The following is a 26,999-nucleotide window of genomic DNA, read 5'->3' as shown; positions in this document are numbered from 1 at the left end:
CTACCACCGCCGGCGGCGTCAGGACGCCCTCGGTCGACTCACGCCCATCGAGTACGAGACCATCGTGCCCACAATGGCCGCGCAGGCAGCCTGACCCAACCTGTCACCGATCCGTGCAGCAGTCCCCATCACCCTGGCCGACAACCTCGGCACACACGTCGATGCGCTGCTCGTCAGCGACCACCACAGGCAACAAGAACCCACACCCGACACCACCCATCTGCTCTCCGCCCTGCACGGGCAGCCCCGGCACGTCAAGAAGACCCACCTCGCCCAGGTCCTGGGCTGGGACCTGCACCGGCTCGAAACCACTCGCACGGCACTCGACGCAGCACTACGGATGACGGGTCTGACCGTCCGCGAAACCCCTCGCGGCTGGCAAATCGCCCTGCTCGAAGACGCGACCACGCACGCCGTCAGCACCCGCATGGCAGCGCACCAGGCCGACATGCACGGCATGGACCGAGCCACAGCCCGCGTCCTCTACGAGGTTTACCGCGACGCCGACCGCCGACCCGATCACACAGGCGGACGAGCACTGGGCCGCGCCCGCTTCCAACGGCTCGCCCATCTTGAGCGCCTCGGCACGATCGCCCACGCCGACCGGCGCCCCGCTCTCTCCCCCAGCCTGCGGTACGCCCTGAACCTGCCCTGACCCAAAACGCACAGAAGGGGGAGCACCCATACCGGGTGCTCCCCCTTCTGCATGTCTCAGCCGTCGAGCGGCGCCTTGCATGTCACTGGTGACACGAGCGTCGTGTCACCAGTGACATCCGAGACGGAATCGGTGACATCCGTGTCGTTCTTGGGACACAGATGTCGCTTCTGCGGACATCAACGGTCGTTTTCGACGACATCCGGGGCGGAAACGGTGACCCCGTGCGTCGTTCTTGCTGACGTCCCGCCGACGCTGCCCACGGCCGGACGCCGCCCGCGGTCAGTACCAGCCCTTGGCCTGCGAGTGGGCCCAGGCGCCGCACGGGGACCCGAAGCGGTTCTCGATGTAGATCAGCCCGGCGTCGATCTGCCGGTAGCCGTCGGAGGTCTTGGCAATCCCGGTGCCCTTCCACGTGGAGTCGAGGAACTGCGGGATGCCGTACGCGGTGCTGGTGGGGTTCTGCGCGTTGGGGTTCCAGCCGCTCTCCTTGCCCCAGAGCTTCTCGAGGCAGCTGAACTCCGACCCGCTGCCGCCGAGCTTGCTCATTGCGTAGTCCTGGTAGGAACCGGCGGGGGCGACGGCGACAGTGGTGCCGCGGCCGGGGCGCGCAGCGGCTGCGGCGGCCTCGGCGGCGCGGGCGGCCTCGGCCTCGGCGGCCTTGCGGGCGGCCTCCTCCTCGGCGGCCTTGCGAGCGGCCTCCTCGGCGGCCCGGCGGTCCAGCTCGGCCTGGTCGGCAGCGGCCTGGGCCTGCGCGGCGGCGTCCTGCTCGGCCTGCCGCTGGCTGCGGCTGGCGGCCAGCTCGCCGAGGGAGTCCACCGCGCTGACGGCGTGCTCCTCGACGGGGGCCGGCTCGGTGATGCCCAGCTGCTCGGCGACGCTGACCGACGCCAGCTGCGGCTCGGCCTGGGCCGCCGGCTCGTTGGCGGTGAGGACGTTGACCATCAGGCCACCCGCGGCGGCGACCGCCAGCAGGAGGGCCGGCCGGCGGGCGTGCAGCGCCGAGCTGCGACCGCCGCCGGTCGGGCGGGCGGCACGGGGGCGCGTGGGAAGGCGAAGGTTCATGGGGAGGGACTGCTCCAGGTGCAGGGCGCGGCGGTCCGGCCGGTGGGCGTCGGACGGCTGCAGAGTGGTCGGTGGCAGCGGGTGTCGGGCGGTGCGCCCGGGCACTCAGCGCGGGGAAGGCGCGCGCGAGGCTCCGTACCGGCTGCTGGTCCGTGCAAGGTGGGCCCGCAGGCTCGCCATGCGGCGGTGCTCCGTTCTTCTGTGGGCCGCCTACCGGGTTAGCTGACGGATTCGGGCTCAGAAGTAGCCCTACCCGCGCCCGGACGTGCCCGGCGCAGGATTCACCCCAGTGCTGCGGTGGGTCCCCGGCTCACCCGCAGCTCGGTGGCGGCGGGCGACTCGGCGGCGCCCGGCGGACCTCCCCGGGTGGGGAGTGGTCGACCGGCCGGGCCCAGCCACGGTAACCAGCGTTATCCGTTCGTGACAATCCCCTGGACCGAACTACCGCAGTGTGAGCCGGGTCGCCGGCCGGCTACGGCAGCCGCCAGACGGTGGTGCGGCGGGTGGCGGCGGGCCGGCTGGGCGAGGGCTCGGTGTCGGGCACGTCGTAGGTCGCCACGGCGCTCAGCCGGTCCTCGGGGAGGTACACCCGCCCGGGGTCGCCGATGAGGACCTCCACGCCCCGGGCGCGGGCCGCATCAAGGAACGGCAGCACCCGTCCGGTCATCTCGCGGTCGTAGCAGACGTCGCCGGCCACGATCACCGCCACGTCCGGCGGGTCCCCGCCCAGGACGTCGCCGACCGGGGTGATGCCCGGGGTCCCGTTGCGCTCGGCGTTCACGGCGATCGCCGTCCACGCGAACGGGTCCACGTCGCTGGCCAGCACCTCCGCGGCCCCGGCCAGCACGGCGGCGACGGCGACCAGACCGCTGCCCGCGCCGAGGTCCAGGACCGACCGGCCCGCCACGAGCTCGGGATGGTCGAGCAGGTACCGGGCCAGCGCCTGGCCCCCGGGCCAGGCCGCGGCCCAGAACGGCGGGTCGGTCGACGTGCGGCCCTGCTCGGTCTCCATCGCCTCCCACAGGGCGACGACGTCGGCGGCGACCAGCAGCTCGACCTCGGGCACCAGCTCCGGGCGGACCGGGCGGGTGTGGGCGCGGATGAACTCCGGGGGGACGTCGGGCACCGGGTCAGTCTGCGGTGCGCTGCCGGCGAGGAGGGCCGGCGACCCTGCCGACCAGCCGCCAGTACCGCCCCGGCATCAGCCGGACCAGCACGTCGGGCACCTTCGCGCTCGCACCGATGAGCAGCCGTGGGCGGCGCTTCTCGATGGCCTCGACGATCTGCGCGGCGGCCTTCTCCGGCGGGATCCGGAGCAGGCGCGAGAACTGCTTGCGCCCCTCCTCGTACTCCTCGGCGGAGACGCCCGAGCCGGTGCGGGCGGTCTCGGCGATGCGGGTCTTGATCCCGCCGGGGTGCACGACGGTGAGGCCCACGCCGTCGTCGGCCAGCTCGTGCCGCAGCGACTCGCTGAACCCGCGCACGGCGAACTTGCTGGCCGCGTAGGCCACCTGGCCCGCCGGCGCGAAGATGCCGAAGACGCTGGACACGTTGACGACGTGCGCCCCCGGGTGCGCCTTCAGCACCGGCAGCATCGCGTAGGTGAGCCGGACGACGGCGGAGAAGTTGATCGCCATGACCCAGTCGAAGTCCTCGAGGCTCACCTGGTCGAGCCGCCCGCCGAGCGCCACGCCGGCGTTGTTGACCAGCAGCGTCGTCTCCGGGTGCTCGGCGACCAGCGTCTCGGCGAGGGCCGCGGTGGCCTTCTCGTCGGCGAGGTCCACGACGTGCGTGGCCACCCGCAGCGCCGCGTGCCGGGCACGGATCCGGGCTGCCACGTCGTCCAGCCGCTCGGCGTCCCGGTCGACCAGGACCAGGTGGCTCCCGCGTCCGGCGAGGTCGATCGCGAGCGCCTCGCCGATGCCGCTGGCGGCGCCGGTGACGACCGCGGTGCCACCGGCGAAGGTGTAGTCCTCCATCACGCCACCGCCGCCGCGCCGGCGGGGACGTCCGCCCGCTTCTGGAAGGTCATGCCCTCGTCCTTCAGCGACCCGCGCTTCATCATGCGCACGTCGAGGATGTAGTTCTGGTGCAGCTTCCACGGGGTGCGCCCGCCCTGCTTGGGCAGCCCGGCGAGGCTGCGCTGGACGTACCCGGACGCGAGGTCGAGGAAGGGCGCGTCGGCGCCCTCCGGGGGCGCGACCGGCGTAGCCGTCACGTAGCCGTGGGCGTCCAGGTGGTCCAGCAGCCGGCAGACGTACCGGTTGACCAGGTCTGCCTTGAGGGTCCAGGAGGCGTTCGTGTACCCGATGACCATGGAGAAGTTGGGGACGCCCGAGAGCATCATCCCCTTGTAGGAGACGGTCTCGGAGAGCTCGACCTGCTCCCCGTCGAGGAACAGCGTCATGCCGCCGGCGGGCAGCAGGTTCAGCCCGGTCGCGGTGACGACGACGTCGGCCTCGAGGTGCTTGCCGGACTCCAGCTGGATGCCGGTCTCGGTGAAGGTGGCGATCCGGTCGGTGACGATGTCGGCCTTGCCCTTGCGCAGGGTGCGGAAGAGGTCGCCGTCGGGCACCAGGCACAGCCGCTGGTCCCACGGGTCGTACGGCGGGTTGAAGTGCGTGTCGACGTCGAAGCCGGGGAGCTGCTTCTGGGTCAGGCGGCGGATCAGCGAGCGCACCAGGGCCGGCCGGCGGCGGCTGAGCTGGTAGAGCGCGGTGGAGGTCAGCACGTTCTTCCACCGGACGATCGGGTACGTGAGCCTGTCCGGCAGCCGCTTCCTCAGCGCCTGCGCGAGCGGGTCACGGCCCGGCAGCGACAGGATGTAGCTGGGCGTCCGCTGCAGCATGGTGACCTTCTCGGCCTGGTCGGCGAGGTTGGGCACCAGGGTGACCGCGGTGGCGCCGCTGCCGATGACGACGACCTTCTGGCCGGTGAGGTCGAGGTCCTCGGGCCAGTGCTGCGGGTGGACCAGCCGGCCGCCGAACCGCTCCTCGCCCTCGAACGTCGGGCGGAAGCCCTCGTCGTAGCGGTAGTAGCCGGCGCAGGTGTGCAGCCAGGAGCAGGTCAGCGTCTCGGTCCCGCCGGTGTCGGTCCGCTCGACGGTCACCGTCCAGCGGCTCTCCGCGCTGGACCAGTCCGCGGACAGCACCCGGTGGTGGTAGCGGATCTTGTCCGTCACCCCGAACTCGCGGGCGGTGTCCTCGATGTACCGACGGATGTCCGCACCGTCGGCGATGGACTTGGACTCCTTCCACGGGCGGAAGGAGTAGCCGAGGGTGAACATGTCGGAGTCCGACCGGATCCCGGGGTAGCGGAAGAGGTCCCACGTGCCGCCCATCGCGGCGCGGGACTCCAGCACGGCGTACGTGGTGCCCGGCCGCTCGGTCTCCAGGTGGCAGGCCGCGCCGATGCCGGAGAGGCCGGCCCCGACCACGAGGACGTCCAGGTGCTCGCTCGTCATGTCCGCTCTCCACGGTGCGCTCGTCCGGCGGGGCCGGGGGCTCGGTCGTCTGTCGCAGGACTCTGCGCCGACGACGCTATCGACGCACTGTCGAACGAGTCAACAGGGTGTCGAGTTACGCGGGAGCAGCGGTTATCCTTCCCGCCGTGTCGGAAGCTCCGGGTGAGGCGCCCAGCACCGGACGCGGCCGGCGGCCCGTCCGGCCCTCGGGCGACGACCGCGAGCTGGCCATCCTCGCGACCGCCGAGCGGCTGCTCGCCGAGCGCTCGCTGGGCGCCATCTCCGTCGACGACCTGGCCCGCGGCGCCGGCATCTCCCGGCCGACCTTCTACTTCTACTTCGCGTCCAAGGACGCCGTGCTGCTCTCGCTCCTGGACCGGGTGGTGGCCGAGGCCGACGGCACCATGCACGAGGTGTTCGGCACGCCCGCGACCAGCGCCCGCGAGGGCTGGGAGCGGGCCATCGCGGCCTACTACGAGGTCTTCCGCGCCCACCGCGCGCTGACCGTCGCGTGGGCCGAGGCGCGCTCGACCAACGACGAGGTGCGCGCGCTCTGGTCCTCGGTGTTCGAGCGCTGGGTGACGCAGTGCGCCGTCGCGATCGAGGCCGAGCGGGCCCGCGGGGCCGCCCCCGACGGGCTGCCCGCGCGGGACCTGGCCGTCGCCCTGACGTCGATGAACGAGCGCGTGCTCTACGCGACGTTCAGCGGCGACGGACCGTCGGTCGCCGAGGCCGACGTCGTCGAGGTACTGCTGGGCGTGTGGCTGTCGGCCATCTACGGGACCCTCGGCGACGTCTGACCCCGGCGCCCGCGGTCAGAGCTCCGTGGTGGCCAGCGTGCTGCCGGTGAGGCTGCCGAACCAGAGCCGGCCCTGCGCCTCCCGCACCCCGGTCAGCATCTCGAAGCCGGGGATCTCGCCGCTGAGCCGGTGGACCTCGCGGCCGTCGGCGTCGACGGCGAGCACGCCGAGCGTGCGCCCGGGGCTGGGCTGCAGGCTGTCGGGCAGCTTGCTCAGCAGGACCCGCAGCACGCCGGGCAGGCGGTGGATGACCGCGAGCGCGGCGACCCGCGGGCTGGGCAGGGTGATCCAGACCAGGCCATCGGAGCCCAGCGCGATGTTGTCGGGGTGCCCGGGCAGGTCGTCGACGAAGACCTCCGCCGTACCGGCGCGCTCCCCCGTCAGCCAGACCCGCCGGACCCGCGCGGCACCGGTCTCGGCCACCGCGACCCACGACTCGTCGGCCGCCAGCGCCACCCCGTTGGCGAACTCGAGGCCGCCGAGGAGCTCGCTGACCGCGCCGTCGGGGGTGCGGCGGAAGAGCCGGCCGGTGGAGGTGCGCTGGACCAGGTCCGCGCGCCACTCCGGGATCCGGAACCGCTGCGATGAGTCGGTGAAGTAGATCGTGCCGTCGGCGGCGACCGCCGCGTTGTTGACCGCCTCCAGCGCCCGGCCCTCCACGGTGTGGACCAGGGTCCGCACACCGCCGTCGGCCAGCGAGACCGCCAGCAGCCCGGCGTCGGAGGCGCAGACCAGCAGCTCGTCGGTCCCGAGGAGCTCCAGCCCCAGCGGCCGGCCGGGGACCTGCGCGACGGTCTCGACCGGCCCCTGCGGGCCGGCGACGCGGACGATGCGACCGTCGGCCAGCCCGGTGTAGACCCGCCCCGCCCCGTCGACGACGACGTCCTCGGGGCCCTCCCCGACCGACAGCACCGTGGTCCCGCTGAAGTCGCGCACGTCGTTCCTCCGCTCCGTCCCGCGGCGGATCCGCAGGTCAGCGCAGTCTGCACGACGTGCGCGACGGGGGTCACTCCGCGGCGACGACCGGCTCCCCGACGGCGTCGGTGAACTCGCGGCCGCCGTGACCGCTGCGGATCACGGTGACCGGGCACGGGGCGTGGTGCACCAGCTGGTCGCTGACCGACCCGAGGAGCAGGCCGGAGAACCCGCCCTTGCCGCGCGCGCCGACGACGAGCAGGTTGGCCCCCTCGGCGGCACCGAGCAGCGCCTGCACCGGCGCGCGGTGCACCGCGTGGCAGGTCACCCGGACCGCGGGGTCCAGGCCCGCGGCCTTGACGTGCGCGGTCAGCTCGTCGAGCACCGCCTGCTCCCAGTCCGACAGCGGCGGCACGTAGCCGGGCTCCCAGCTGCTGGGCTGCGGCGCGGTGGTCATCGACCAGCCGCGCACGACGTGCAGGTCGACGTCCGCCCGCTTTGCGAGGCGACCGGCCCACAGCAGGGCCTCCTGGGCGCACTTCGACCCGTCGTGACCGACGACGACGCCGCCGTCGATCTGCACGGACTCCTTGACCTCGTCCACCGCTGACCTCCCGATCCTCGTCACCGGCCGGACCGCCGGGAGGCCCAGACTCTCATCAGCCCCCGTCAGGCCGACACCGGCTCCCCGGGGCCGCCCGCCAGGACGAGCTCGTCGGCGTCGGAGACGCCCACGGCGCGCAGCGCCTCGCCGAGCCGGTCGGTGAGCTCCCGGAGCGCCGCCCGGGCCTGCTCGCGCTGGCGGTGCAGGTCCGCCACCTCCGCGGCCAGCCGGTCGCGCTCCCGGACCGCCTCCGCGGCGAGCCGCTCCCGCTCCTCGGCCGCCTCGCGCAGCAGGAGCTCCGCGCCACCACCGGCCTGCGCCAGCATCGCGGCCGCCGCGGCACGGTCCCGCTGGGCGTCCGCGCGCAGCTGGTCGGCCACGTCGGCGGCCAGCTCCCTGATCTCGTGCGCCTTGCGCAGCCGGGCGTCGGCCTCCAGCCGCGCGTCGGCGAGGATGCGGCCCGCCTCGCTCTCGGCGGCGGCCAGGACCTCCGCGGCCTGGTCCTCGGCCAGCCGGAGGATCTCGCCCACCCGGTCGCTCACCACGGGGCGGGCCGGCGGGCGCTCGGCGAGCAGCCGACGGGAGATCTCCAGCTCGGCCGCCCCGGCGACCAGGCGGTCGAGCAGGTGCTCCCGCTCGCGGTGGGCGGCGGCGAGCTCGCCCTCGGCCCAGGCGACGTAGTTGTCGACCTCGAGCCGGTCGTAGCCGCGGACCGAGCCGCGGAAGGCAGGGCGGTGGTCGAGGAGCGTCTCGAGGGCCCCGCTGAGCTTCGGCGGAGAGGGCGCGTCGCCCTGCGGCGGCGCCTCACCGTCCACGACCCGGTTCTCGACGAACTCGACACGCCGGACCGACCGCATGCGCCCCCCTGGGAAGTAGGTGCCCTGGAATCTGCCAGACGCTGCACGAGACGTGAGCCACCGTGACCGGTCCGTGACCCGCCACGCCGTGCGCCCCGGCGGTGCCGCGGCGGCGCGTGCAAGATCCGCTACGGATCGCTGCGGACCTCTCTCACCCGCACGGAAGAGGCGGGCATACGACGACCCCTCGGTGGGTTGCACGGGGTGAGATAGTTGCACTCTCAACCAGTCACGGAGGCGGACATGCAGTTCGGCATCTTCACGGTCAGCGACATCACCACCGACCCGACCACCGGCCGCACCCCCTCCGAGGCGGAGCGGCTCCAGGCGGTCCTCACCATCGCGCAGAAGGCGGAGGAGGTCGGGCTGGACGTGTTCGCGCTGGGCGAGCACCACAACCCGCCGTTCTTCTCCTCCTCCCCCACGACGACCCTCGCCTGGATCGCCGCGAGGACCGAGAAGCTCCAGCTCTCCACCTCGACGACGCTGGTCACCACCAACGACCCGGTGAAGATCGCCGAGGACTACGCGATGCTGCAGCACCTCGCCGGCGGCCGCGTCGACCTCATGATGGGGCGCGGCAACACCGGCCCGGTCTACCCCTGGTTCGGCCAGGACATCCGCAACGGCATCGAGCTGGCGGTCGAGAACTACGCGCTGCTGCGCCGGCTCTGGACCGAGGACGTCGTCGACTGGCAGGGCAAGTTCCGCACCCCGCTGCAGGGCTTCACCTCCACCCCCCGCCCGCTGGACGGCGTCCCGCCGTTCGTGTGGCACGGGTCCATCCGCTCCCCCCAGATCGCCGAGCAGGCCGCGTACTACGGGGACGGCTTCTTCCACAACCACATCTTCTGGCCGGCCGAGCACACCCAGCGGATGGTCGAGTTCTACCGCCGCCGCTACGAGCACTACGGCCACGGCGCCGCCGACCAGGCCATCGTCGGCCTCGGCGGCCAGGTGTTCATGCGCAAGAACAGCCAGGACGCCGTGAACGAGTTCCGGCCCTACTTCGACAACGCCCCGGTCTACGGCCACGGCCCGTCGCTGGAGGACTTCAGCCGGGAGACCCCGCTGACCGTCGGCTCGCCGCAGCAGGTCATCGAGCGGACGCTGGGCTTCCGCGACTACGTCGGGGACTACCAGCGCCAGCTGTTCCTCATCGACCACGCCGGCCTGCCGCTCAAGACGGTCCTCGAGCAGCTCGACATCCTCGGCGAGGAGGTCGTCCCGGTGCTCCGCAAGGAGTTCGCCGCGCTCAAGCCGGCGCACGTCCCGGACGCGCCGACCCACGCCTCCCGCGTGGCCGCGGCCGGCGGGGCCAAGGACACCACGGTGCACGCCGAGGGCGACAGCGTCACCGGCCGGACGGCGGAGGCGGCGACCCGATGAGCACGCGCACCCTGGCCGTGGTGAGCGCGGGGCTGAGCGTCCCGTCGTCCACCCGGCTGCTGGCCGACCGGCTGACGACGGCGACGGTGGACGCCCTGCGCGAGCGGGGCGTCACCGCCACCGTCGAGGTCGTCGAGCTGCGCCAGCACGCCCGCGACCTGGCCGACAACCTGGTCACCGGGTTCGCGAACGAGCCGCTGCGCGACGCGGTGGGCACCGTGGCCGGTGCCGACGGCCTGATCGCCGTCACCCCAGTCTTCTCCGCGTCCTACAGCGGTCTGTTCAAGACGTTCTTCGACGTCCTGGACAAGGACGCGCTGACCGGCAAGCCGGTGCTCCTCGGCGCCACCGCCGGCACGGCCCGGCACTCGCTGGTGCTGGAGCACGCGATGCGCCCGCTGTTCGCCTACCTGCGCGCCACCGTCGCGCCGACCGCGGTGTTCGCCGCGTCGGAGGACTGGGCCGGCGGGGACGCGGGGACCCCGGCGCTGACCGGGCGCGTGCACCGCGCGGCCGGCGAGCTGGCCGACCTGGTGGCCGCCCGCCCGCCCGCGGCCCCGGCCGACCCGTTCGCCGACCCGGGCACCTCCTTCGAGGACCTGCTCAAGGGCCTCTGAGGGAGGGCCCGGCCGGGCACCGGGTCAGAGGACGAGGGACAGCACCAGGGCCAGGACGAACCCGATGGTGCCCAGCAGGGTCTCCATCACCGTCCAGGTCTTGAGCGTCGTCTTCTCGTCCATCCGGAAGAACCGGCTGACCAGCCAGAAGCCGGAGTCGTTCACGTGCGAGAGCACGGTGGCGCCGCCGGCGATGGCGATGACGATGAGCGCCAGGTCCGGGGCCGAGAGCCCCTCGCTGGCCTCCACGACCGGCGCCATGAGGCCGGCCGTCGTCGTCAGCGCCACGGTCGCCGACCCCTGGGCCACCCGCAGCAGCACCGAGACGACGAACGCCGCCACGATGACCGGCAGGCCGATGTCGCCCAGGACGTCGGCCAGCGCCGTCCCGATGCCGCTGGCTCGCAGCACGCCGCCGAACATGCCCCCGGCGCCGGTGATGAGGATGATCGCGCAGACCGGGCCCAGGGCGCTGTTCACGATCGACTCCACCTGGGCGCCGCTCTCCCCCCGGCGCAGCCCGAGCACCACGCTGGCGACCAGCACCGTGACCAGCAGGGCCACCGGCGTGGCGCCGACCAGCTGGCCGGCGCGCACGAGCCCCGACGTCTCCTCCAGCGCGCCGGCGGTCGCCAGCGTGCTCAGCCCGGTGTTGAGGAAGATCAGCACCAGCGGCAGCAGCAGGATCCCGACCACCGTGCCGAAGCGGGGAGGCGCCGGCCGCGTCGCGGTGGCCGTGCCCGACGACGCGGTCGCCGGTGAGGTGCCCTCCACCGACGGGTCGGGGGCGTCGTCCAGCGTCCTCCCGTCGGAGAGGATGTCGGGCACCGCGACGTCGTAGCGGCGGCCCGCCCACAGCCCGAAGAGGTAGCCGCCGAGGTACCAGGTCGGCAGCCCGATGAGCAGGCCGAAGACCAGGACCAGGCCGATGTCGGCGCCGATCAGCTCCGCGGCCGCGACCGGGCCCGGGTGCGGGGGCACGAAGGCGTGCATCACCGCGAAGGCGCCGGCGGTCGGCAGCCCGTAGGTGAGCAGCGAGCCGCCCAGCCGCAGCGCCACGGTGAAGACGATCGGCAGGAAGACCACCAGGCCGGCGTCGAAGAAGATCGGGAAGCCGAAGAGCAGCGCCGCCACGCCGAGGGCCAGCGGCGCCCGCTTCTCCCCGAACCGGTGGATCAGGCTGTCGGCCAGCACCTGCGCGCCGCCGCTGTGCTCGAGCAGCCGGCCGAGCATCGCGCCGAGGCCGACCAGCAGCGCCACGTTGGCCAGCGTGCTGCCGAAGCCGGTGGTCAGGGTGGTGACCACGTCCTCGACCGGGATCCGGGTGGCCAGCGCGACCAGCAGGCTGACCAGCACCAGCGCCAGGAAGGCGTGCAGCTTCAGCTTCATGATCAGGAAGAGCAGCACCGCGACCGCGGCGGCCGCGATCAGCAGCAGCGGCCCGGCGCTCAGGACGGGTTCGACCTCGGGCATGGCTCCTCCGCGGGATCAGCCGGACGGGACGGGCGGGGCAGGGCCGGTCGCGGGTGCGGCCGGGCCGTCGGGCGAGGCGAGTCCGTCGAGGGAGGCCAGCACGTCGGTGAGCGCCGTCGTCGATCGGCTCACCAGCGGGCGCAGCCGCGCGTAGACGTCGACGTCGGCGGGGTCGGGCACCACCGGGTCGCCGACGCCGACCAGCGCCGTGGCCGCCTCCAGGTCGGGGAGCGCGCCGAGGGCGTGCAGGCCGAGCAGGCAGGCCCCCAGGCCCGCCCCCTCCGGCGAGTCGGCCACCCGGACGGGCAGGTCGAGCGCGGCGGCCAGGGTGCGCAGCCACAGCCCGGAGGACACCGACCCCCCGGTGGCGCGCACCTCGCGGACGGGCAGGCCGGTGGCGGCGAACGCGTCGCGCACCAGCGCGAGCTGCTGGCACACGCCCTCCACGGCCGCCCGCACGAGGTGCGGACGGCGGTGCTCCCTGCGCAGGCCGATGTAGGCCCCGCGCAGGCCCGGGCGCCACCAGGGGGCCCGCTCCCCGAGGAGGTAGGGCAGGCAGAGCAGGCCGGCGCTGCCCGCCGGCACCCCCTCGGCCTCGGCCAGCAGCTGCGCGTCGAGCCGGTCGGCCGCCGGCCCCTCGGGGTCGTCCCCGCCGCCGTCGGCCATGGTCCGCGCGGCCCAGCGGACGACCGACCCGGCGTTGTTCACGGCTCCGCCGACGACCCAGCGGTCCTCGGTGAGGGCGTAGCAGAACAGCCGCCGCTCGGGGTCGACGACCGGCGCGGGGACGACGACCCGCATGGCCCCGCTGGTGCCCAGCGAGACCGCGGCGACGTCGGGCCGCACGGCGCCGATGCCCAGGTTGGCCAGCACGCCGTCGGAGGCGCCGACCACCACCGGCAGGCCGGCCGGCAGCCCGGTCGCGCGCGCCGCGTCCCCGGACAGCCCGTCGAGCAGCGCCGTCGTCGGCAGCACCTCGCCCAGCTGGTCGGCGCGGACACCGGCCAGGCGGAGGGCCTCGTCGTCCCAGCGCCCGGCGTGGATGTCGTGCAGCCCCGTGGCGGAGGCCGACGACCGGTCCACGACGTGCCGGCCACCGACCAGCGCCGCGACGACCAGCTCCTTGACCCCGCCCCACCGCGGCACGCCGGTGACCCGGTCCGGGTCCTGGCCGAGCAGCCAGGCGAGCTTGAGCAGCGGCGACATCGGGTGCACGGGGGTCCCGGTGCGGGCGTGCAGACCGGAGGCCCGGCCGTCGGCCTGCAGCACCGCCGCCTGCTCGGCGGCCCGGTTGTCCGCCCAGGTGACCACCGGCCCCAGCGGCGCACCGGCGCCGTCCATGGGCACGAGGCCGTGCATCGCCGCGCTCAGCGAGATGCCCACGACGTCGTCACCGCGGTCACGGGCCCGGGCGGCCACCTCCGCCAGCGCGTCGACCGCCGCGCGCGTCACGGCCCCGGCGTCCAGCTCGGCGTGGCCGGGCGCCGGCACGAGCAGCGGGTAGCCCACGCTGCTCACGTCGCGGACCCGGCCGTCGGCCCCGGCCGTGACCGCCTTGGTCGCCGTCGTCCCCGAGTCGAGCCCGATGACGACGTCCACGACACCTCCCCGACGGGTCCTGCGCTGCCGCGATCCTGTCGCCCCGCTGGTGGAGGGGCAACCGCGCGAGCGCGGAGGGGGTCAGCGGCGGCTGCGCAGCCGGTCCCCCACCGCCACGTGCAGCGGCCGCAGGACGACGCCGTCGCGGGCCAGCCGCGCGCGCAGCTGGCGCCGGTGCCGGATGACCCCGGCCAGGCCGATGGCCCAGAAGACGTACTGCACGGCGAACGCCGCGCGGAACGCGTCGAGGTCGTAGTCGGTCGAGCCGCCCGGGGTGAGCAGGTCCAGGACCGCCCCGACGGCGAGGATCGTGAGCAGGGAGGCCACGAACCCGCCGACGTTGACCACTCCGCTGGCGCTGCCCTGCCGCGCCGCGGGGTTCTCCGTGCGCGCGTAGTCGAACCCGATCATCGAGCCGGGGCCGTTGGTGCCCAGCACGACGACGAGCACGACCAGCAGCCACAGCGGTGCCGGGCCGGGCCAGAGGAGGACGACGGTCCAGATGGTCGCGGTCGCCGCGAGGATGCCGAAGACCAGCACCGAGCGGCGCAGCGGCCAGCGGGCGCAGAGCCGGCCGAGGAGCGGGCCGACGCCCATGCCCACGAGCACGAGGAGCGTGAGCAGGCCGGCGGCGGTCCCTGGCGAGAGCCCCTCCCCCACGGTGAGGAACGGGTAGCCCCAGAGCAGGGCGAAGACGGTGCCGGAGAACTGCGTGACCAGGTGGGTGTAGAGACCGATCCGGGTGCCGGGCTCTCGCCAGGTGTCGACCAGGCCCTGGCGCAGCTCGGGCAGCCCCGCCACGGCGGGGCGCTCGGTGCCCTCGGGCGCGTCCCGGAGCGCGACCAGCACGAGCAGCGCGACGACCACGCCCGTGGCGGCCGCCCCGAGGAAGGTCGCCAGCCAGGAGGTGGCGTGCAGCAGTGCGACGAGGGGGTAGGCCGCGACGATCGAGCCGATCTGTCCGAGGATGCCGGTCAGCTGGGTGACCAGCGGCGCGGAGGTCCCGGGGAACCAGAAGGAGACGACCCGGAGCACGCTGATGAAGGTCATCGCGTCGCCGGCGCCGACCAGCACCCGGGCGGCCACGGCGGTCGGCACGTTGCCGGCCAGCGCCAGCACGAGCTGGCCCGCCGCCATGGTGACCGCCCCGGCCAGGATCATCCGGCGGGAGCCGAAGCGGTCCAGCGCGACACCGACGGGTACCTGCAGGCCGGCGTACACGGCCAGCTGGAGGACGAGGAAGAGCGAGACCGCGGACGCTCCCGCGGAGAACCGCTCCTGTGCCTCGACCGCGGCGACGCCCAGCGACGACCGGTGGAACACCGCCACGGCGTACGCCAGGAGCCCGACCGACCACATCGCGTAGGCGCGGCGTGCGGGTCGGGCGGGCGCGGAGGTCACCCAGGGACGACGCCGGGGCCCGCCCGGTGCTTCCGCCGACGCGGGGTGAGATGGGTCACGCTGCGCGACGGCCCTCTAGACTCACCGTCGATGGACACCCTCGTCGACCCGACCGACGACCCGACGGTCGACGACGGGCACCGGCGTGGCCGGATCCTGCGGGCACTCGCCACGTGCATGGCCGAGAAGGGCTACCAGGCCACCACGATCTCCGACATCGCGCGCGAGGGGCGGGTCTCCAAGACCATCGTCTACGCGCACTTCCGCGACAAGGAGGAGTGCCTCCTCGAGCTCTACACCCGGGCCAACGACAAGGTGCTCGCCACCGTGCGCCACGCCCAGGAGCAGGCGCACGCCCAGGGCCTCCCCTGGCGGGAGCGGCTGCGCGTGGGCATCGGCGCCTACCTGGAGACGCTGGCGGCGGGGCCGGCCGTGGCCTGGGCGGCGCTGGTCGAGGTCCAGGCCGCCGGGTCCCGCGCGCGGGCCTTGCGGCGCACGGTGTTCGACCGCTACGTCGACCTGATCAGCGAGGTCGCCGCGGGCCTGAGCACCGAGCTCCCCGACGAGGTGCGCCCGGTGAGCCGTGAGCTGGTGCTGGCCGCCGTCGGCGGGATGAACGAGCTGATGCTGGCCCGCGTCGAGCGTGGCGAGGCCGCCCGGCTGCCCGAGGACGTGCAGATGGCCGCCGACGTGGTGATCGGCCTGCTCGAGCGCCGCCGCTGACCGGCCGGCGGCACCGCGTCAGCGGAGGGCGATGTTCCCCACCACTCCCTCGCGGACGCACAGGCCGAGGTCGTCGCTCCCAGGTGTGACGACCAGCTCGTCCCCTCCGCTGATGAAGCGCAGGTAGAGCGTGTTCGAGCCCTGCCGCACCGGGGCCTCCACCGTGTCCGAGCCCAGGGTCACGCTGATCGTGCCGTCGCGGTCGGCCTCGTAGTCCAGCTCCGCGGTCCAGACCCAGGCGAACAGCGGCGCGTCCAGCGAGACGTCCACGGCGCGACCGCCGGAGACCGCCCACCCGCAACCGCCGTCGGGTCCAGGCGCCAGCCGGATGCCGCCGTCCACGATCGCCGGCCGCATCCGCCCGGTGTCGTCGAGCATCCGCAGCTCGTGCGTCGACCGCGCGAATGCCGGCCGGTCCTCCAGCGGCCCGAAGACCTTGGACGCCTCGTTCCACGGCGTCATGAGGCTCCAGACCAGGTGGTCGGCCACCGGCTGGTCGAGCAGGGGCTCCTCCCCGGCGGCGGCTAGCGAGTCCTTCGCCGTCGCCAGGTACGGCCGTGACGGCTCGTTCTCCCACACGTCCATGTAGCCGACGGTCGTCCACAGCGAGCTGGCGACGAATGCGACTGTCGACAACGCGAGCGCGGTCCGCGCGGCTCGTGCCCCAGCCGGCCGCCGCGCGATCCCGTCCGCGACCCGGCCGGCGACCACCCGGGTCCTGCTCCCCCCTTCTCCGGGGTGGTGGAGAGGTAGCACCAGCAGCACCGCGACCACCACGGCAGCGATCACCGCCTCGGCGGCGAAGTACCGGTAGGCCAGCGGAAGGACGCTGGAGACCCCGAAGGCGGCTCGCCCGGCTCCGACGAGCAGCGTGCCGGCCAGGAAGTAGCCGGCGGCGAGCATCCACATCCACGCCGCGCCGCGCCGGCGCAACACCGTCCACCCGACCAGCAGGCTCAGGAGCACGACGCTCACCGTCACCGCCGTCGGTGACGGGTCGGCGGCCGGCGAACCCGCGATGTCCGCCCACCGCCAGGGCCCACCGAAGAGGGCGGGGACGAAGCTGCGGACGGTGATGCTGGTCAGCTGGCCGATCTGCGCCAGCGTGGCCGAACCGACCGCCTCGGAGGGAACGGCAAGGGTGAAGGTGAAGAACCATCCCGCGAGGACCGCCGCCGAGCCGATCCACAGGGCGCGTCCGCGCGTCCAGGCCTCCCGGATGGGTGCCGCCACCCCTTCCCCGTGCAGCAGGACGGCCGTGAGGAGGAATGCGAACGGCACGATGAGCACCGCCCGCTCGTAGAACAGCAGCGTGGCCACGAGCGCCAGGGCTCCCGTGACCGCGTAGCGCCGTCGCCGCGAGCGCACGAGCAGGACGGCGTCAGCCGCTACCCATGCCAGGCCGATCTGCAACGGGAGTGAGTTCATCGCGGCCGCCCACCAGACGTAGGCGCCGAGGATCAACGGGCTGAAGAGGTAGACCGCGAGCGGTACCAGGAGTCGCGGGCGGTCCCCGAGGAGGACGCGCAGCAGGCGGAGCACCGCCAGGGCGGCCGCTGCCTGGAGCGCGACCAGCACGACCGCGAAGGGACCCCACTCGAGCGGGAAGAGCCGGTAGAGGATCCCGTGCAGCAGCATCGCGCCGGGCATGAAGTGCCCGCCGCGGTCCTCCACCAGGTACTCCGCCGAGAACAGCGGCATCTCGAGCGCCTGGCTGCCGTAGAGGAAGTCGTCCTGGAACAGTTCGCGCTGGGCAGCCATCCAGGCCCGCACGACGAGCTGCGACAGGATGAGCAGCGCCACGCCGGCGAGCAGCCGGCGACCTCCCGTCCAGCGACGCGTCGTCGCTACGAGATCGTCGCGGCCGGGTTGCCCGGGCAGCGCTTCCACGCGCTCCAGCACCGGCGAACCACCTGCATGTGACACAGTTCTCCCATCCTCAGCCGACGGAGTGTAGGCACGCCGAGGTCTCGACAGGTGCAGGTCCCGCGGACGGAGGCCCCCGGGCGGGTGAGCCGGCCTTCCTCCGCGCGGGTGGGGCGGCTGTCCGCACCACCCGCGCTTTCGTACGCTTCCCGGGATCCTGACCCGCGGAATGGAGCACGAGTGACCGCACCGGCCACGCTGGACGGCGGCCCCGCCGCCCGCACCGAACGCTCCTTCCCGGCGCTGGACGGCATGCGCGTCCTGGCCGCGACCGCCGTGGTGCTGACCCACGCCGCGTTCTGGACCGGTACCGACCTGTCGGCCCCGGCCGACCGCGCCCTGGCCCGGCTCGACGTCGGCGTGGCCATCTTCTTCGTGCTGTCCGGCTTCCTCCTGGGCCGGCCGTTCTTCGAGGCCGCCGTGGAGGGGCGCCCGGCACCGCGGGCCGCCGCGTACCTGTGGCGACGTGCGCTGCGCATCCTCCCGGCCTACTGGGTGGCCGTCGCGCTCGCGCTGGCCTTCCTCCCCGGCAACGCCGACGCGACCGCCGGCGACTGGGCCCGGCACCTGCTGCTCCTGCAGATCTACGACGACCGCCCCGACGGCGAGGCGCTGACCCACCTGTGGAGCATGTGCACCGAGGTCAGCTTCTACCTGGTGCTGCCCTGGCTGGCCGCCGGGCTCCTGCGGCTGGCCGGCCGGACCTGGCGACCGGAGCGGCTGCTGGCCGGCCTCGGCGGCCTCGCGCTGCTGAGCTGGCTGTGGGTCGCGCTGGCGTGGCAGCTCCAGTCGTTCGGCAGCACCCTGCACCTCTGGCTCCCCGCGCACCTGGGCTGGTTCGCCGGCGGGATGGCGCTGGCCGTCCTCACCGTCAGCGACCCCGGGTGGCCGGTGCTGCGCGTCGCGCGGGAGCTCGCCTCCAGCCTCTGGACCTGCTGGGCCCTGGCCGCGGCGCTCTTCTGGTTCGCCTGCAGCCCGTTCGCCGGGCCGCTCGGGCTGGACTCCCCCACCTGGGTGGAGGCCGTCGTCAAGAACGCGCTCTACCTCGGCATCGGCGTCCTCCTGGTCGGGCCGCTCGTGCTGCGCGCGCGGCCGCACGGCGCCACGGGGCTGCTGATGTCCGGTCCCCCGGCGCGGGCGCTGGCCGAGGTCTCCTACGGGCTGTTCCTCTTCCACATGCCGGTCCTCGTGAGCGCCTACTACCTGCTCGGCTGGTCGCCGTTCACCGGGCCGTTCTCCTTCGTGGCCGTCATCGCCTGGCTCGGCGGCGTCGCGCTCGCCACGGCCGGCTACCTGCTGCTGGAGCGGCCCGCCCGCCGGCTGCGCTCGCTGGTGCCGGCCTCCGGCCCCCGGCGCCGCAGCCGCCGCAGGGCGGCCGGCGAGCCCGCCCCGGACGGCGCCCACAGCGAGACGACCACGGCGGCCAGCGCGGTCGACGCCAGCAGCTGACGCGCCGGCTCCAGCCCGGCACCGCCGAGGAGCAGCCCGCCACCGGCGAGCAGGCAGCCCACCGCCACCACCGTCAGGAGCCGCGCCCGGCTCACCGGCACCAGGGCGGCCGCGGCGGCGAGGACCGCGAGGGCCAGCACCGCCCACGGCCCGCCGACCACTCCCAGCAGGCCGACCGCCGCCACGGCCGGCACGACGCCGCGGCGGACCGACCACCGTCGGCCCGGCCCGGCCGCCGGTGACGGAGCGGCGGGCACCGGGGCGCGGGAGGCCAGGCGTGCCATCAGCGCGAGGACGACGACCGCGACGGCGCCGGCGAGCAGGGCGGCTCGGTACAGGGTCCCCGGCTCGAAGGTCAGCTCGACGGTGCCGGGGCCGCCCGGGGGCAGCACGTACCCCTGCTGCCACCCGTCGACCTGCACCGTCGGCAGCGGCACCCCGTTGAGGGTGGCCCGCCACCCGTCGTTGACGTTCTCGGGCACGACCAGCAGCGTGGTCGCGGAGCGCGCCCCGACCCCCAGCTCGCGGTGCTCGGGCTCCCAGCGCGCGACCTCGGCCGCGCGGCGCGGCTCGGGCTGAGCGGCCACCGCGGCCGGCGCGAGCGTCGCGGACTCCACGGTGAACGCCGCGGTGGTCCCCGCGACGAGGCGGTGCTGCCCCGCGCCGAGGTCGACGGCGCTGCCCTCGTCGCCGCAGACGGTCAGCGGCACGGGCGCCAGCGAGAGGAGGCGGCCCACGGTGGAGCGCACCGCGGTCGCGCGCCGGGCGCCGTCGACCACGACGTCGGGACCGGACCCGCACGGGAGGTCGACCACGGCCTCGGTGTCCAGCGGTGCGACCCCGGGGACGGCGACCTCGCTGACGCCGACGCCCAGCTCGACGCCCTCCCCGGTGTAGGTGTCGATGCTCGAGAGCTTCACCCGGCTGAGGAACTCGATCGTCAGGCTGTCGGTGGTCAGCGCCGGGAAGGAGCCGTTGCCCCACCGGTCGAGGGAGACCAGCCGCTCCTCCCCGCCGGCGGAGACGGTCACGACCACCGGACGGGAGGCGGCGGTGCCCTCCGTGTAGCGCAGCCGCAGGTCGGTGACCCGCCGCGGCGTCGGCCAGCTGACGGTGAGGCGCTCCCTCGTGCCCGGCTCGGACAGCCAGGCCGTGCTCGGGTCGCCGTCCACGGCCGCCCACGCCCCGGCCCGCGGGTCAGGGACGAGCGAGCCGTTGGCCCAGGCCTGGACGCCCGGGGAGGCCGCGGCGACGACCGCGTCCAGCGCCGGTCCGGGCCGGGGCCGCGCGGTGAGCTGCAGGTCGTAGCCGGCCGCCGACGGGACCGAGAAGGTGCGGTCGAGCCCCTGCGGCTCCTCGGAGGCCGTCACCAGGGACGGCGTGCACCGCGGGCGGCCCTCGTCGTAGGACACGCAGCCGTGGGTGGCCGGGTGGGCGACGTCGAAGGCGAAGCCCTCCACCGCCCCGGCACCCGCGGCGGGCAGCTGCACGGACCGGGACACGTCCAGGCCGGGCACCTGCACCTCGGCGAGGCCGAAGGTCACGTCCCCGTCCGCGGCGGCCGCCGGCTCCGCGGCGATGCGGAGGGAGCGGGTCATCCCCTCCGGCAGCTCGACGCGGACCTCCCGCCGGACCCCCTCGAGGTCGACGGCCACGGTGCCGGCGTCGGTGGTGACCCGCAGCCGTGCCGGCGGGTCGGCGACGGTCGCGTCGTCGAACCGCAGGGTCACGGTGCCGCCGGACAGGGGGCGGTCGAGACGGATCCGCCACCAGTCCTCGACCGGGTCCCCGTACTGCGGGGCCGGCCGCCACGCCGTCAGCGGGTCGCCGTCGACGGCGGCGTACGGGTGCTCACCGGGGCGGACGCCCTGCGGGTTGTCGGCGTCGGCTCCCGAGGAGGAGGCCGACAGCTGGGCACCGTCGATGCGGACCACCGACTCGTTGGCGGCGTGGTCGTCGAGCAGGTAGTCGCGGGCCGGCCGGTCGAGCCGTCCCGGGTCGTCCGCCGTCAGCCCGGCCGACGCCGACCGCGTGATGGCACCGGGGTTGCGCTCGCGCCGGACCAGCGCGTCGCTGACGAGGGTGCTCCCCTGCAGGTCGTCGGCGTCCCCGGCGACGATCGCCGGCCGGTCCAGGAGCAGGCCGTGGTCCTCGAGCGCCAGGATCGCGTCCGGGCCGCCGACGACCTGCACGGCGTCCTCGAGCGGCACCGTGTAGGCCTGCGGCGCCGGGTCCGTGACCGCGAAGACCTCGACGGCGGGGACGGGCGCGTCGATCCGCCCGTCGCTGACCGTGCCGAAGAGACCGTTGTTGGCGAACAGCTCCGGCCCGAAGCCGGCGACCCGCGCGATGCCCGGGGAGTCCGCCAGGGCCTGGTGGACCTGCGCGAGCCGGGAGGACCGGGCGGCCGGTGCGTCGAGGTCGTTGCGCACCACGACGTGCGAGTAGCCCGACCGCGCGAGGAACCGGGTCAGCGCCTCGGACCCCTGCCCCCGCCCGAGCCGCTCCTCGACCACGTCCAGCGCGCGGATGTGGCCGGTCGGGGTCAGGGGGATGGCGTTGCGCACGTCCCACTCGGACTCCGCCAGCGGCTGCATCGGCTCGTCCGAGGTCGTGCCCCAGAGGTAGGTGCCGAAGGAGGTGGCGGGGACCAGGAGCGCGCGTCCGCTCTCCCCCTGCTGCCCGAGCCAGCGGGCGGTGTCCTGCCAGTAGCCGGGGATGTCGCCGAAGCCCGTCGGGGGTGCCACGCGACCGGCGACCGCGGGCTGGGCGGTCAGCGCGACCCCGGCGACGACCAGGGCCGCGACGGCGGCTCCGACCAGCCGCCCGGCCGGCGCCCGCCACGACCGCCGGGCAGCCGGTGCGGTGGGGGCCGCGGACGCGCGGAACAGCACCCCCAGCAGGTGGACCACGCCGAGCACCAGCGGCAGCCGCAGCACCGGGTCGAACTTGTGCACGTTGCGCAGCGGCGCGAGCGCGCCGTCGAGCAGGTCGTGGACCGTGCCCGCACCGATGCCGGCGACGCTGCCGAGGTGCCCCGCCGACACCATGGCCACGCCGGTCAGCAGGCCGAGCACCATCCACCGGCGGTGCGGCAGGTCCCGGCGCAGCAGCGCGGCGAGGCCGGCGGTGGCGACGACGACGCTGCCGGCGACCGGCAGGGCGGCGTGCAGCAGCTCCCACCCGGCCGGCCAGGACGGGCCGCGCAGGCCACCGAGGCCGGCGAGCCACTGCGAGGTGCCCCGCAGGACCTGGACCAGCTCGGTGCCGGCGGTCGTGATCGCCGCCGTCTCGATGTAGTCCAGGAACGGCGGGCTGTACCGGCCGAGCAGCAGCAGGGGCACGGCCCACCAGGCCGTCGCCAGCGCCACCGCGACCACCCACCAGCCGATCAGCCGCCACTTCCGCGGCCCCGCCGGGAGCAGCAGCAGCCACAGGGCGGCCAGCGGCAGCACGCTGGCCGTGGCGACGGCGTTGACCCCGCCGACGCAGAAGACCGCGAGACCGGAGAGCGCCGCGGCCCGCCGTGGCGAGCCCTCCCGGGCGCCGGCCACCAGCGGGAGCAGGACCCACGGCGCCAGCGCCATGGGGAGGACCTCGATCGAGGTGAGGCCGATGCCGCTGACGATCCGCGGCGCGAGCGCGTAGGCGAGCGCGCCGACGAGGCGGCTGCCCGGGCTGCCCAGCCCCAGCTTCTCGGCGAGCCGGAGCACGCCGTAGAAGGCGACGGCCAGCAGCAGCGCCCACCACAGCCGCTGCACGACCCAGGTGGGGATGCCGAGGAAGCTCCCGACGGCGAAGAACGGGCCCATCGGGAAGAGGTAGCCGTAGGCCTGGTTCTGCACCTGGCCGGCGAACCCCTCGGGCTCCCACAGCTGCAGCGCCCGGCCGAGGAACGCCACCGGGTCGACGGCGAGGTCGAGCTTGGTGTCGGCGACCACCCGGCCCGGCTGCTGGGTCAGGACCAGGCCGAGGAACCCCAGGTACACCGCCACCAGCCGGGCCCGCTCGAGCAGGCGCGACCGGGGCGGTGAGGCGGCGCCGGCGGTGCCGGGCGCCGACAGGCCGGAGCCCGCCGGAGCGGGTCCGGCGGGCTCGCGGCTGATGGTGGAGACCACGGAGCGTGTCAGGGGAGCTGCTCCCCTCTCGGATCAGGAGTGGACGGGTTCCCCGCGCTGGATGACCTCGGTCCGCGGACCGCTGTGGGCGCCCCGGCGGCCGGTCAGGTGGAGGAACAGGCCCGCCACGACGAGCACCAGGCCGATCCCGGCGAGCGTCCACGGCACGGTCGACCGGACCAGGGTGATCTGGCCGGCGGTCTCCTCGGCATCCTTCACCTTCGCGGCCACGGCCTCGTCGGTGGGCGAGAACTCGGCCGCCAGGATGGTGACGCCGGTGCTGCCGTCGGGGCCGCGCAGGACGGTGGACGGCGTCTCCTCCACCTTCACGAGCAGGCCGCTGGTGGGCTCGACCCACAGCGTCCGCTCGTTGCTGAAGACGACGTCGGCGGTGACGTTGCCCGTCCCGGTGCCACCGGCGAAGGCGCTGGGGACCTCGCGCTCGTCGATGACCTGCTCGGGGATCGACTGCTCGAACTTGTAGACCGTGAGGCCCTCGAGCTCCTCCTCGGCGACGAACTCGGCCGGGTAGGCAGCCCCGACGTTGCCGTTCCACACGTCGTAGTCCCGCTTCTCGGTGCCGAAGGGGAACGTGACGGTGAGGCCCTCGATGTCGACGGACTCCTTGTTGAGCTCCGCGGCGTCGCAGGAGACCGACTCGGCGGTCTTCCGGTCCAGGCACCACGTCTGCTCGGTGGGCGGCGTGATGAGCATGCGGTTCTCGTTGGTGATCGTCGTGCCGGAGACCCAGACCGCGACGTCCTCGCTCGCCTCGTCGGCCTTCGGGTCACCCTGGACGACGACGTTGGCCTCGGCGTAGCCCCGCATCTGCTGGAGCTTGCCCTGGTCGAAGAAGCTGGCGTTCTCGTCCGCGATCGTGGTGGACCCGGACTGGTCCAGGGGGAGCCGGACCATGGTCGGCTCCAGGAAGAGGCGCACGGCCAGGGCGGCTCCGAGCAGGAGCGCACCGAAGCCCAACAGGCCCAGCCCGACGGCACGACGTCGCATGAGGGAGGTCCTCCAGGGTCAGCGCGACGGCTCCGACGGCGTCGCGACCGCCGTGACACTACTGGCGGGTAGCTCGTTGTCCAACAACCGGAGGTACCGGGGCGTACCGACCGCGCGAAGCTCACCCGAACGGGTGCGCCGCCGCGGTACGGATCGTTACCGGCACACCCCGGAAGCCGGCCCGAGCGCCCTCCCGACCTGGTTACTTCTTGCGGAGCACGATCACCAGGTTCCAGCTGACGACCTCGCGGAGCAGGGGCACGGCCACCACCCAGCGCGCCCACCACGGGTGGTACCGCGGGTAGGCGGCGACCACGTCGGCCTCGGCGCAGCGGCGGGCCCACCGCAGCGCGCTTCCCACCGAGACGGCGAACAGCGACTCCCCGAACCGGTTCTTCGGCTCCCGCCCGAACCGGCGGGCGTACCGGCGCCGCGCGCGGTCGCCGCCGAGGTAGTGCCAGGGGCCCGTCTCGTGCCCACCGTGCGGCGACCACCACGGCGTGAAGGAGAGGTAGACGGTGCCCCCGGGCTTCGTCACACGCACCATCTCCTCGGCCATGGTCCAGGGCCGGCGCACGTGCTCCAGGACGTTCGAGGAGTAGCAGACGTCGACCGCCGCCGTCCGCACCGGCAGGGCCTCGCCGCTCCCCCGGACCGTGCCCGGCTCCGGCGCGCCGCGGGCCACCATCTCCCCGGCGTCGGGCTCCAGGCCGACGTAGGTGGCGCCGGCTCCCCGGAAGGCGTCGGCGAAGTAGCCGGGGCCGCCGCCCACGTCCAGGACGGTCCGGCCCTCCAGCGCGACGTGCTGGGCCAGCTGCTCGACCGAGTCGCGCGCCAGCACCCCGTAGAACAGGTCGGGGTCGGTCTGCTCCTGCAGGAAGACGCGGAAGAGCCTGACGGATCGCGCCAGGGACGCGGTACGAGCCATTCCGGGAGGCCCTCCTAAACGGTGAAGTGACTGGTGGCAGGCGCGGTACCCGCGGGTACTCTCCGCCGGGTGCCTAACCGATCAACGACGATCGACGTCCTGTTCGTCAACTGGCGGGACGCGACGCACCCCGAAGGCGGGGGCTCCGAACGCTACGTCCACCGCATGGCGGAGGGCCTGGCGGGCGCGGGCCTGCACGTCACCCTGTTCTGCGCCGCCCACGGCCGGGCGCCCGCGGAGGAGACCGTCAACGGGGTCCGGGTGGTGCGCCGGGGCGGCCGGATGACCGTCTACCCGCAGGCGCTCGCCTTCGTGCGCCGGCACCGGCCGCGCCTGGTGGTCGACGTGCAGAACGGGCTGCCCTTCGCCAGCACCCTGGTCGCCGGGGCGCCGGTCGTGAACCTGGTGCACCACGTGCACCGCGAGCAGTGGCCGATGGTCTTCGGCCGCGTCGGCGGCGCGGTGGGCTGGTGGCTGGAGTCGGTCGTGGCGCCGCGGCTGTACCGCCGCTCCCCCTACGTGGCCGTCTCCCACGCCACGGCCATCGAGCTGGCGGGCCTCGGCGTGGACGCCGAGCGCATCACCGTGGTGCCCAACGGCATCGACCCGGCGCCGGCCGTGGCCGCGACGCGCTCGCCCCTGCCGCGCCTGGTGGTGCTGGGCCGGCTGGTGCCGCACAAGCGGGTGGAGCACGCGCTCGAGGTGGTGGCCCGGCTGCGCGACAGGTGGCCCGGGCTGCGGCTGTCCGTCGTCGGCGAGGGCTGGTGGGAGGACGAGCTGCGGGCGAGCGCCGAGCGCTCGGGCGTCACCGACCTCGTGGACTTCGAGGGCTTCGTCGACGAGCAGGCCAAGCACGAGCTGCTGGCCGGGGCGTGGGTGCACCTGTGCCCGTCGGTGAAAGAGGGCTGGGGGCTCGTCGTGAGCGAGGCCGGGCACCACGAGGTGCCGACCGTGGGCTACCGGTCGGCCGGGGGCCTGCGCGAGTCGGTCGTCGACGGTCGCACCGGCGTCCTCGTGGACGACCTGGACGAGATGACCGCCGCGGTGGAGGGGCTGCTGTCCGACCGGGCGGCCCGGACGGAGATGGGCCGCGAGGCCGCGCGCCACGCGGCGACGTTCACGTGGTCGGCGAGCCTGCGGGGCTTCGCCGGCGTGCTGGTCGCCGCGCTGCGCGGGTCAGCGCTTGCCGTAGACGAGGACGTCGATCGAGTCGCTGCTCTGCTGGAACTGCTCGACGGCGGTGCTGTCGGGGTCGATGGCAGCGGAGACGCCGGCGACGGCGACGGTGCCGACCGCAACGCCACCGGCGCCGGTCAGGAGCAGGAAAAGCAGGGTCTTCATCCGGGCATCCTCTTTCGTGGAAAGCGTCGTCGGAGCGCCACCGTAGAGGGCAACTTCGTGATCCACAATCCCGACACCGCCGCGGTGAGCAGCGCACACAGGTGAGCGACCACCACGGCTGTCGCCCGTCCGGGCGACGGTCCGGGGCCCGCAACGGCCCCCGGCACGCGGTGGAGTGCCAGCTCGGTGCCGTCGACGACGAGGGGCAGCTCGGCCACCTCCGCGGGCACCGGCCGACCGGGCGTGCTGCGCTCGACGAGCACCCAGCCGACGCCGAGGGCGGCGAGCTCGCGCGGGTCGCCGGCCGCGGCGGCCACGGCGCGGGCGCGCTCGTCCTCGCCGGCGACGGCACGGCCGCCCACCACGAGCTCGTCGTCGGTGACGGTCGGCCGCGGCAGCCAGCGCGGCGCCGGGTCCAGCTGCGTGCGGCCGTCGTTCCACGGGAAGGCGCGGTAGGCGCCGAAGGGCAGGACGAGGACGTCGCCCTCCTCCTCGGCCAGCACGTCGCGGACCCGGTCCCAGTCGGCCGGGTAGGACACCGGCTCCAGCCGTCCGGCCACGCCCCAGGCCAGGTCGGGCAGGGCGAGGACGGGCAGCGCGACCAGCGCCGCGCCCACCAGGCGCCCGACCGCGGGCTGGCCGCTGCGGCTCCGCGCGGGGCCGGCCAG

21 protein-coding genes, 1 pseudogene and 1 riboswitch are annotated in these 26,999 nt (G+C 74.6%); of the genes and pseudogenes, 7 read left to right on the top strand and 15 right to left on the bottom strand.

Translation table 11 applies throughout. The features are described 5' to 3' along the window. Positions 1 to 340 precede the first annotated feature (340 nt). Positions 341 to 655, top strand: coding sequence for a hypothetical protein (locus E4P43_RS17110; RefSeq protein ID WP_135146650.1), 315 nt, complete (start codon positions 341 to 343; stop codon positions 653 to 655). A 282-nt stretch (positions 656 to 937) separates the two neighbouring features. On the opposite strand, the gene E4P43_RS17105 is transcribed toward E4P43_RS17110, so the two are convergent. The 4 genes from E4P43_RS17105 to E4P43_RS17090 form a co-directional block, all read right to left on the bottom strand. Beyond that, positions 938 to 1,720, bottom strand: coding sequence for a transglycosylase SLT domain-containing protein (locus E4P43_RS17105; protein ID WP_245159200.1), 783 nt, complete (start codon positions 1,718 to 1,720; stop codon positions 938 to 940). A 192-nt stretch (positions 1,721 to 1,912) separates the two neighbouring features. Further along, positions 1,913 to 2,063, bottom strand: a riboswitch (cyclic di-AMP (ydaO/yuaA leader). Positions 2,064 to 2,192: 129 nt separating this feature from the next. Continuing rightward, the gene (locus E4P43_RS17100; RefSeq protein WP_135146649.1) at positions 2,193 to 2,846 is read right to left on the bottom strand and encodes a 50S ribosomal protein L11 methyltransferase; all 654 of its coding nucleotides are present in this window, start codon (positions 2,844 to 2,846) and stop codon (positions 2,193 to 2,195) included. A 4-nt stretch (positions 2,847 to 2,850) separates the two neighbouring features. Further along, the gene (locus E4P43_RS17095; RefSeq protein ID WP_135146648.1) at positions 2,851 to 3,699 is read right to left on the bottom strand and encodes an SDR family oxidoreductase; all 849 of its coding nucleotides are present in this window, start codon (positions 3,697 to 3,699) and stop codon (positions 2,851 to 2,853) included. Continuing rightward, positions 3,699 to 5,183, bottom strand: coding sequence for an NAD(P)/FAD-dependent oxidoreductase (locus E4P43_RS17090; RefSeq protein ID WP_135146647.1), 1,485 nt, complete (start codon positions 5,181 to 5,183; stop codon positions 3,699 to 3,701). Before E4P43_RS17090 ends, E4P43_RS17095 begins: the two co-directional genes overlap by 1 nt. Before the next feature lie 146 nt (positions 5,184 to 5,329). Here E4P43_RS17090 and E4P43_RS17085 point away from each other — a divergent pair, with 146 nt between their 5' ends. After that, the gene (locus E4P43_RS17085; protein ID WP_135146646.1) at positions 5,330 to 5,983 is read left to right on the top strand and encodes a TetR/AcrR family transcriptional regulator; all 654 of its coding nucleotides are present in this window, start codon (positions 5,330 to 5,332) and stop codon (positions 5,981 to 5,983) included. A 15-nt stretch (positions 5,984 to 5,998) separates the two neighbouring features. On the opposite strand, the gene E4P43_RS17080 is transcribed toward E4P43_RS17085, so the two are convergent. The 3 genes from E4P43_RS17080 to E4P43_RS17070 form a co-directional block, all read right to left on the bottom strand. After that, positions 5,999 to 6,919 carry an SMP-30/gluconolactonase/LRE family protein gene (locus E4P43_RS17080; protein ID WP_135146645.1) on the bottom strand — a complete coding sequence of 307 codons (921 nt, stop codon included), beginning with the start codon at positions 6,917 to 6,919 and terminating at the stop codon, positions 5,999 to 6,001. Between the two features lie 70 nt (positions 6,920 to 6,989). Next, on the bottom strand, positions 6,990 to 7,502 hold the full coding sequence (locus E4P43_RS17075; RefSeq protein WP_135146644.1) for a universal stress protein: 513 nt from the start codon (positions 7,500 to 7,502) through the stop codon (positions 6,990 to 6,992). A gap of 65 nt (positions 7,503 to 7,567) precedes the next feature. Further along, on the bottom strand, positions 7,568 to 8,359 hold the full coding sequence (locus tag E4P43_RS17070) for a hypothetical protein (protein ID WP_135146643.1): 792 nt from the start codon (positions 8,357 to 8,359) through the stop codon (positions 7,568 to 7,570). A 243-nt stretch (positions 8,360 to 8,602) separates the two neighbouring features. Here E4P43_RS17070 and E4P43_RS17065 point away from each other — a divergent pair, with 243 nt between their 5' ends. Together E4P43_RS17065 and E4P43_RS17060 are read left to right on the top strand one after the other, a co-directional pair. Next, a complete protein-coding gene (locus E4P43_RS17065) occupies positions 8,603 to 9,748 on the top strand; it encodes an LLM class flavin-dependent oxidoreductase (RefSeq protein WP_135146642.1) in 1,146 nt (381 codons plus the stop codon). Then, positions 9,745 to 10,365 (top strand): FMN reductase, encoded by a 621-nt coding sequence (locus E4P43_RS17060; RefSeq protein WP_135146641.1) that lies wholly within the window; start codon positions 9,745 to 9,747, stop codon positions 10,363 to 10,365. Before E4P43_RS17065 ends, E4P43_RS17060 begins: the two co-directional genes overlap by 4 nt. A gap of 24 nt (positions 10,366 to 10,389) precedes the next feature. Here E4P43_RS17060 and E4P43_RS17055 read toward each other — a convergent pair whose 3' ends face one another. The 3 genes from E4P43_RS17055 to E4P43_RS17045 form a co-directional block, all read right to left on the bottom strand. Further along, positions 10,390 to 11,838 carry a GntP family permease gene (locus E4P43_RS17055; RefSeq protein ID WP_135146640.1) on the bottom strand — a complete coding sequence of 483 codons (1,449 nt, stop codon included), beginning with the start codon at positions 11,836 to 11,838 and terminating at the stop codon, positions 10,390 to 10,392. 15 nt (positions 11,839 to 11,853) lie between these two features. After that, complete coding sequence (locus tag E4P43_RS17050; protein ID WP_135146639.1) at positions 11,854 to 13,437, bottom strand: gluconokinase; 1,584 nt, start codon at positions 13,435 to 13,437, stop codon at positions 11,854 to 11,856. Between the two features lie 81 nt (positions 13,438 to 13,518). After that, on the bottom strand, positions 13,519 to 14,838 hold the full coding sequence (locus E4P43_RS17045) for an MFS transporter (protein WP_245159199.1): 1,320 nt from the start codon (positions 14,836 to 14,838) through the stop codon (positions 13,519 to 13,521). Positions 14,839 to 14,928: 90 nt separating this feature from the next. Here E4P43_RS17045 and E4P43_RS17040 point away from each other — a divergent pair, with 90 nt between their 5' ends. Continuing rightward, entirely contained in the window at positions 14,929 to 15,561 is a 633-nt protein-coding gene (locus E4P43_RS17040) for a TetR/AcrR family transcriptional regulator (protein ID WP_135146638.1), read from the top strand. Between the two features lie 18 nt (positions 15,562 to 15,579). On the opposite strand, the gene E4P43_RS17035 is transcribed toward E4P43_RS17040, so the two are convergent. After that, complete coding sequence (locus E4P43_RS17035) at positions 15,580 to 17,364, bottom strand: hypothetical protein (protein WP_135146637.1); 1,785 nt, start codon at positions 17,362 to 17,364, stop codon at positions 15,580 to 15,582. A 174-nt stretch (positions 17,365 to 17,538) separates the two neighbouring features. On the opposite strand from E4P43_RS17035, the pseudogene E4P43_RS20640 reads away from it, so the two are divergent. Beyond that, positions 17,539 to 18,762: pseudogene (locus E4P43_RS20640) on the top strand (acyltransferase); the annotation flags it as partial. Positions 18,763 to 18,776: 14 nt separating this feature from the next. Here E4P43_RS20640 and E4P43_RS17025 read toward each other — a convergent pair. The 3 genes from E4P43_RS17025 to E4P43_RS17015 all read right to left on the bottom strand — a co-directional run bounded on the left by E4P43_RS17025 (position 18,777) and on the right by E4P43_RS17015 (position 24,990). Further along, entirely contained in the window at positions 18,777 to 23,054 is a 4,278-nt protein-coding gene (locus E4P43_RS17025) for a DUF3367 domain-containing protein (RefSeq protein WP_135146635.1), read from the bottom strand. 33 nt (positions 23,055 to 23,087) lie between these two features. Further along, positions 23,088 to 24,062 (bottom strand): DUF3068 domain-containing protein, encoded by a 975-nt coding sequence (locus E4P43_RS17020; RefSeq protein WP_135146634.1) that lies wholly within the window; start codon positions 24,060 to 24,062, stop codon positions 23,088 to 23,090. Positions 24,063 to 24,264: 202 nt separating this feature from the next. Next, entirely contained in the window at positions 24,265 to 24,990 is a 726-nt protein-coding gene (locus E4P43_RS17015; RefSeq protein ID WP_135146633.1) for a class I SAM-dependent methyltransferase, read from the bottom strand. Between the two features lie 69 nt (positions 24,991 to 25,059). On the opposite strand from E4P43_RS17015, the gene E4P43_RS17010 reads away from it, so the two are divergent. Beyond that, positions 25,060 to 26,436, top strand: a complete 1,377-nt coding sequence (locus E4P43_RS17010) for a glycosyltransferase family 4 protein (RefSeq protein WP_209313941.1) — start codon at positions 25,060 to 25,062, stop codon at positions 26,434 to 26,436. On the opposite strand, the gene E4P43_RS20040 is transcribed toward E4P43_RS17010, so the two are convergent. Then, on the bottom strand, positions 26,328 to 26,999 hold a 672-nt coding region (locus tag E4P43_RS20040), incomplete at its 5' end, for a hypothetical protein (RefSeq protein ID WP_209313940.1). The two genes, E4P43_RS17010 and E4P43_RS20040, sit on opposite strands and share 109 nt — an antisense overlap.

The sequence above is a fragment of the Blastococcus sp. TF02A-35 genome (assembly GCF_004571075.1).
In the GTDB taxonomy this organism is placed as follows: Bacteria; Actinomycetota; Actinomycetes; order Mycobacteriales; family Geodermatophilaceae; genus Blastococcus.
Note: the sequence above shows the minus strand (reverse complement) of the source record. Positions and strands in the feature narration are given on the sequence as shown.

What these genes read in the sequence shown, in the direction of transcription:
- E4P43_RS17110 (WP_135146650.1), top strand. Translation starts at nt 341, where the DNA reads ATGACGGGTCTGACCGTCCGCGAAACCCCTCGCGGCTGGCAAATCGCC.
- E4P43_RS17105 (WP_245159200.1), bottom strand. Translation starts at nt 1,720, where the DNA reads ATGAACCTTCGCCTTCCCACGCGCCCCCGTGCCGCCCGCCCGACCGGC.
- E4P43_RS17095 (WP_135146648.1), bottom strand. Translation starts at nt 3,699, where the DNA reads ATGGAGGACTACACCTTCGCCGGTGGCACCGCGGTCGTCACCGGCGCC.
- E4P43_RS17090 (WP_135146647.1), bottom strand. Translation starts at nt 5,183, where the DNA reads ATGACGAGCGAGCACCTGGACGTCCTCGTGGTCGGGGCCGGCCTCTCC.
- E4P43_RS17070 (WP_135146643.1), bottom strand. Translation starts at nt 8,359, where the DNA reads ATGCGGTCGGTCCGGCGTGTCGAGTTCGTCGAGAACCGGGTCGTGGAC.
- E4P43_RS17065 (WP_135146642.1), top strand. Translation starts at nt 8,603, where the DNA reads ATGCAGTTCGGCATCTTCACGGTCAGCGACATCACCACCGACCCGACC.
- E4P43_RS17060 (WP_135146641.1), top strand. Translation starts at nt 9,745, where the DNA reads ATGAGCACGCGCACCCTGGCCGTGGTGAGCGCGGGGCTGAGCGTCCCG.
- E4P43_RS17055 (WP_135146640.1), bottom strand. Translation starts at nt 11,838, where the DNA reads ATGCCCGAGGTCGAACCCGTCCTGAGCGCCGGGCCGCTGCTGCTGATC.
- E4P43_RS17040 (WP_135146638.1), top strand. Translation starts at nt 14,929, where the DNA reads ATGGACACCCTCGTCGACCCGACCGACGACCCGACGGTCGACGACGGG.
- E4P43_RS17020 (WP_135146634.1), bottom strand. Translation starts at nt 24,062, where the DNA reads ATGCGACGTCGTGCCGTCGGGCTGGGCCTGTTGGGCTTCGGTGCGCTC.
- E4P43_RS17015 (WP_135146633.1), bottom strand. Translation starts at nt 24,990, where the DNA reads ATGGCTCGTACCGCGTCCCTGGCGCGATCCGTCAGGCTCTTCCGCGTC.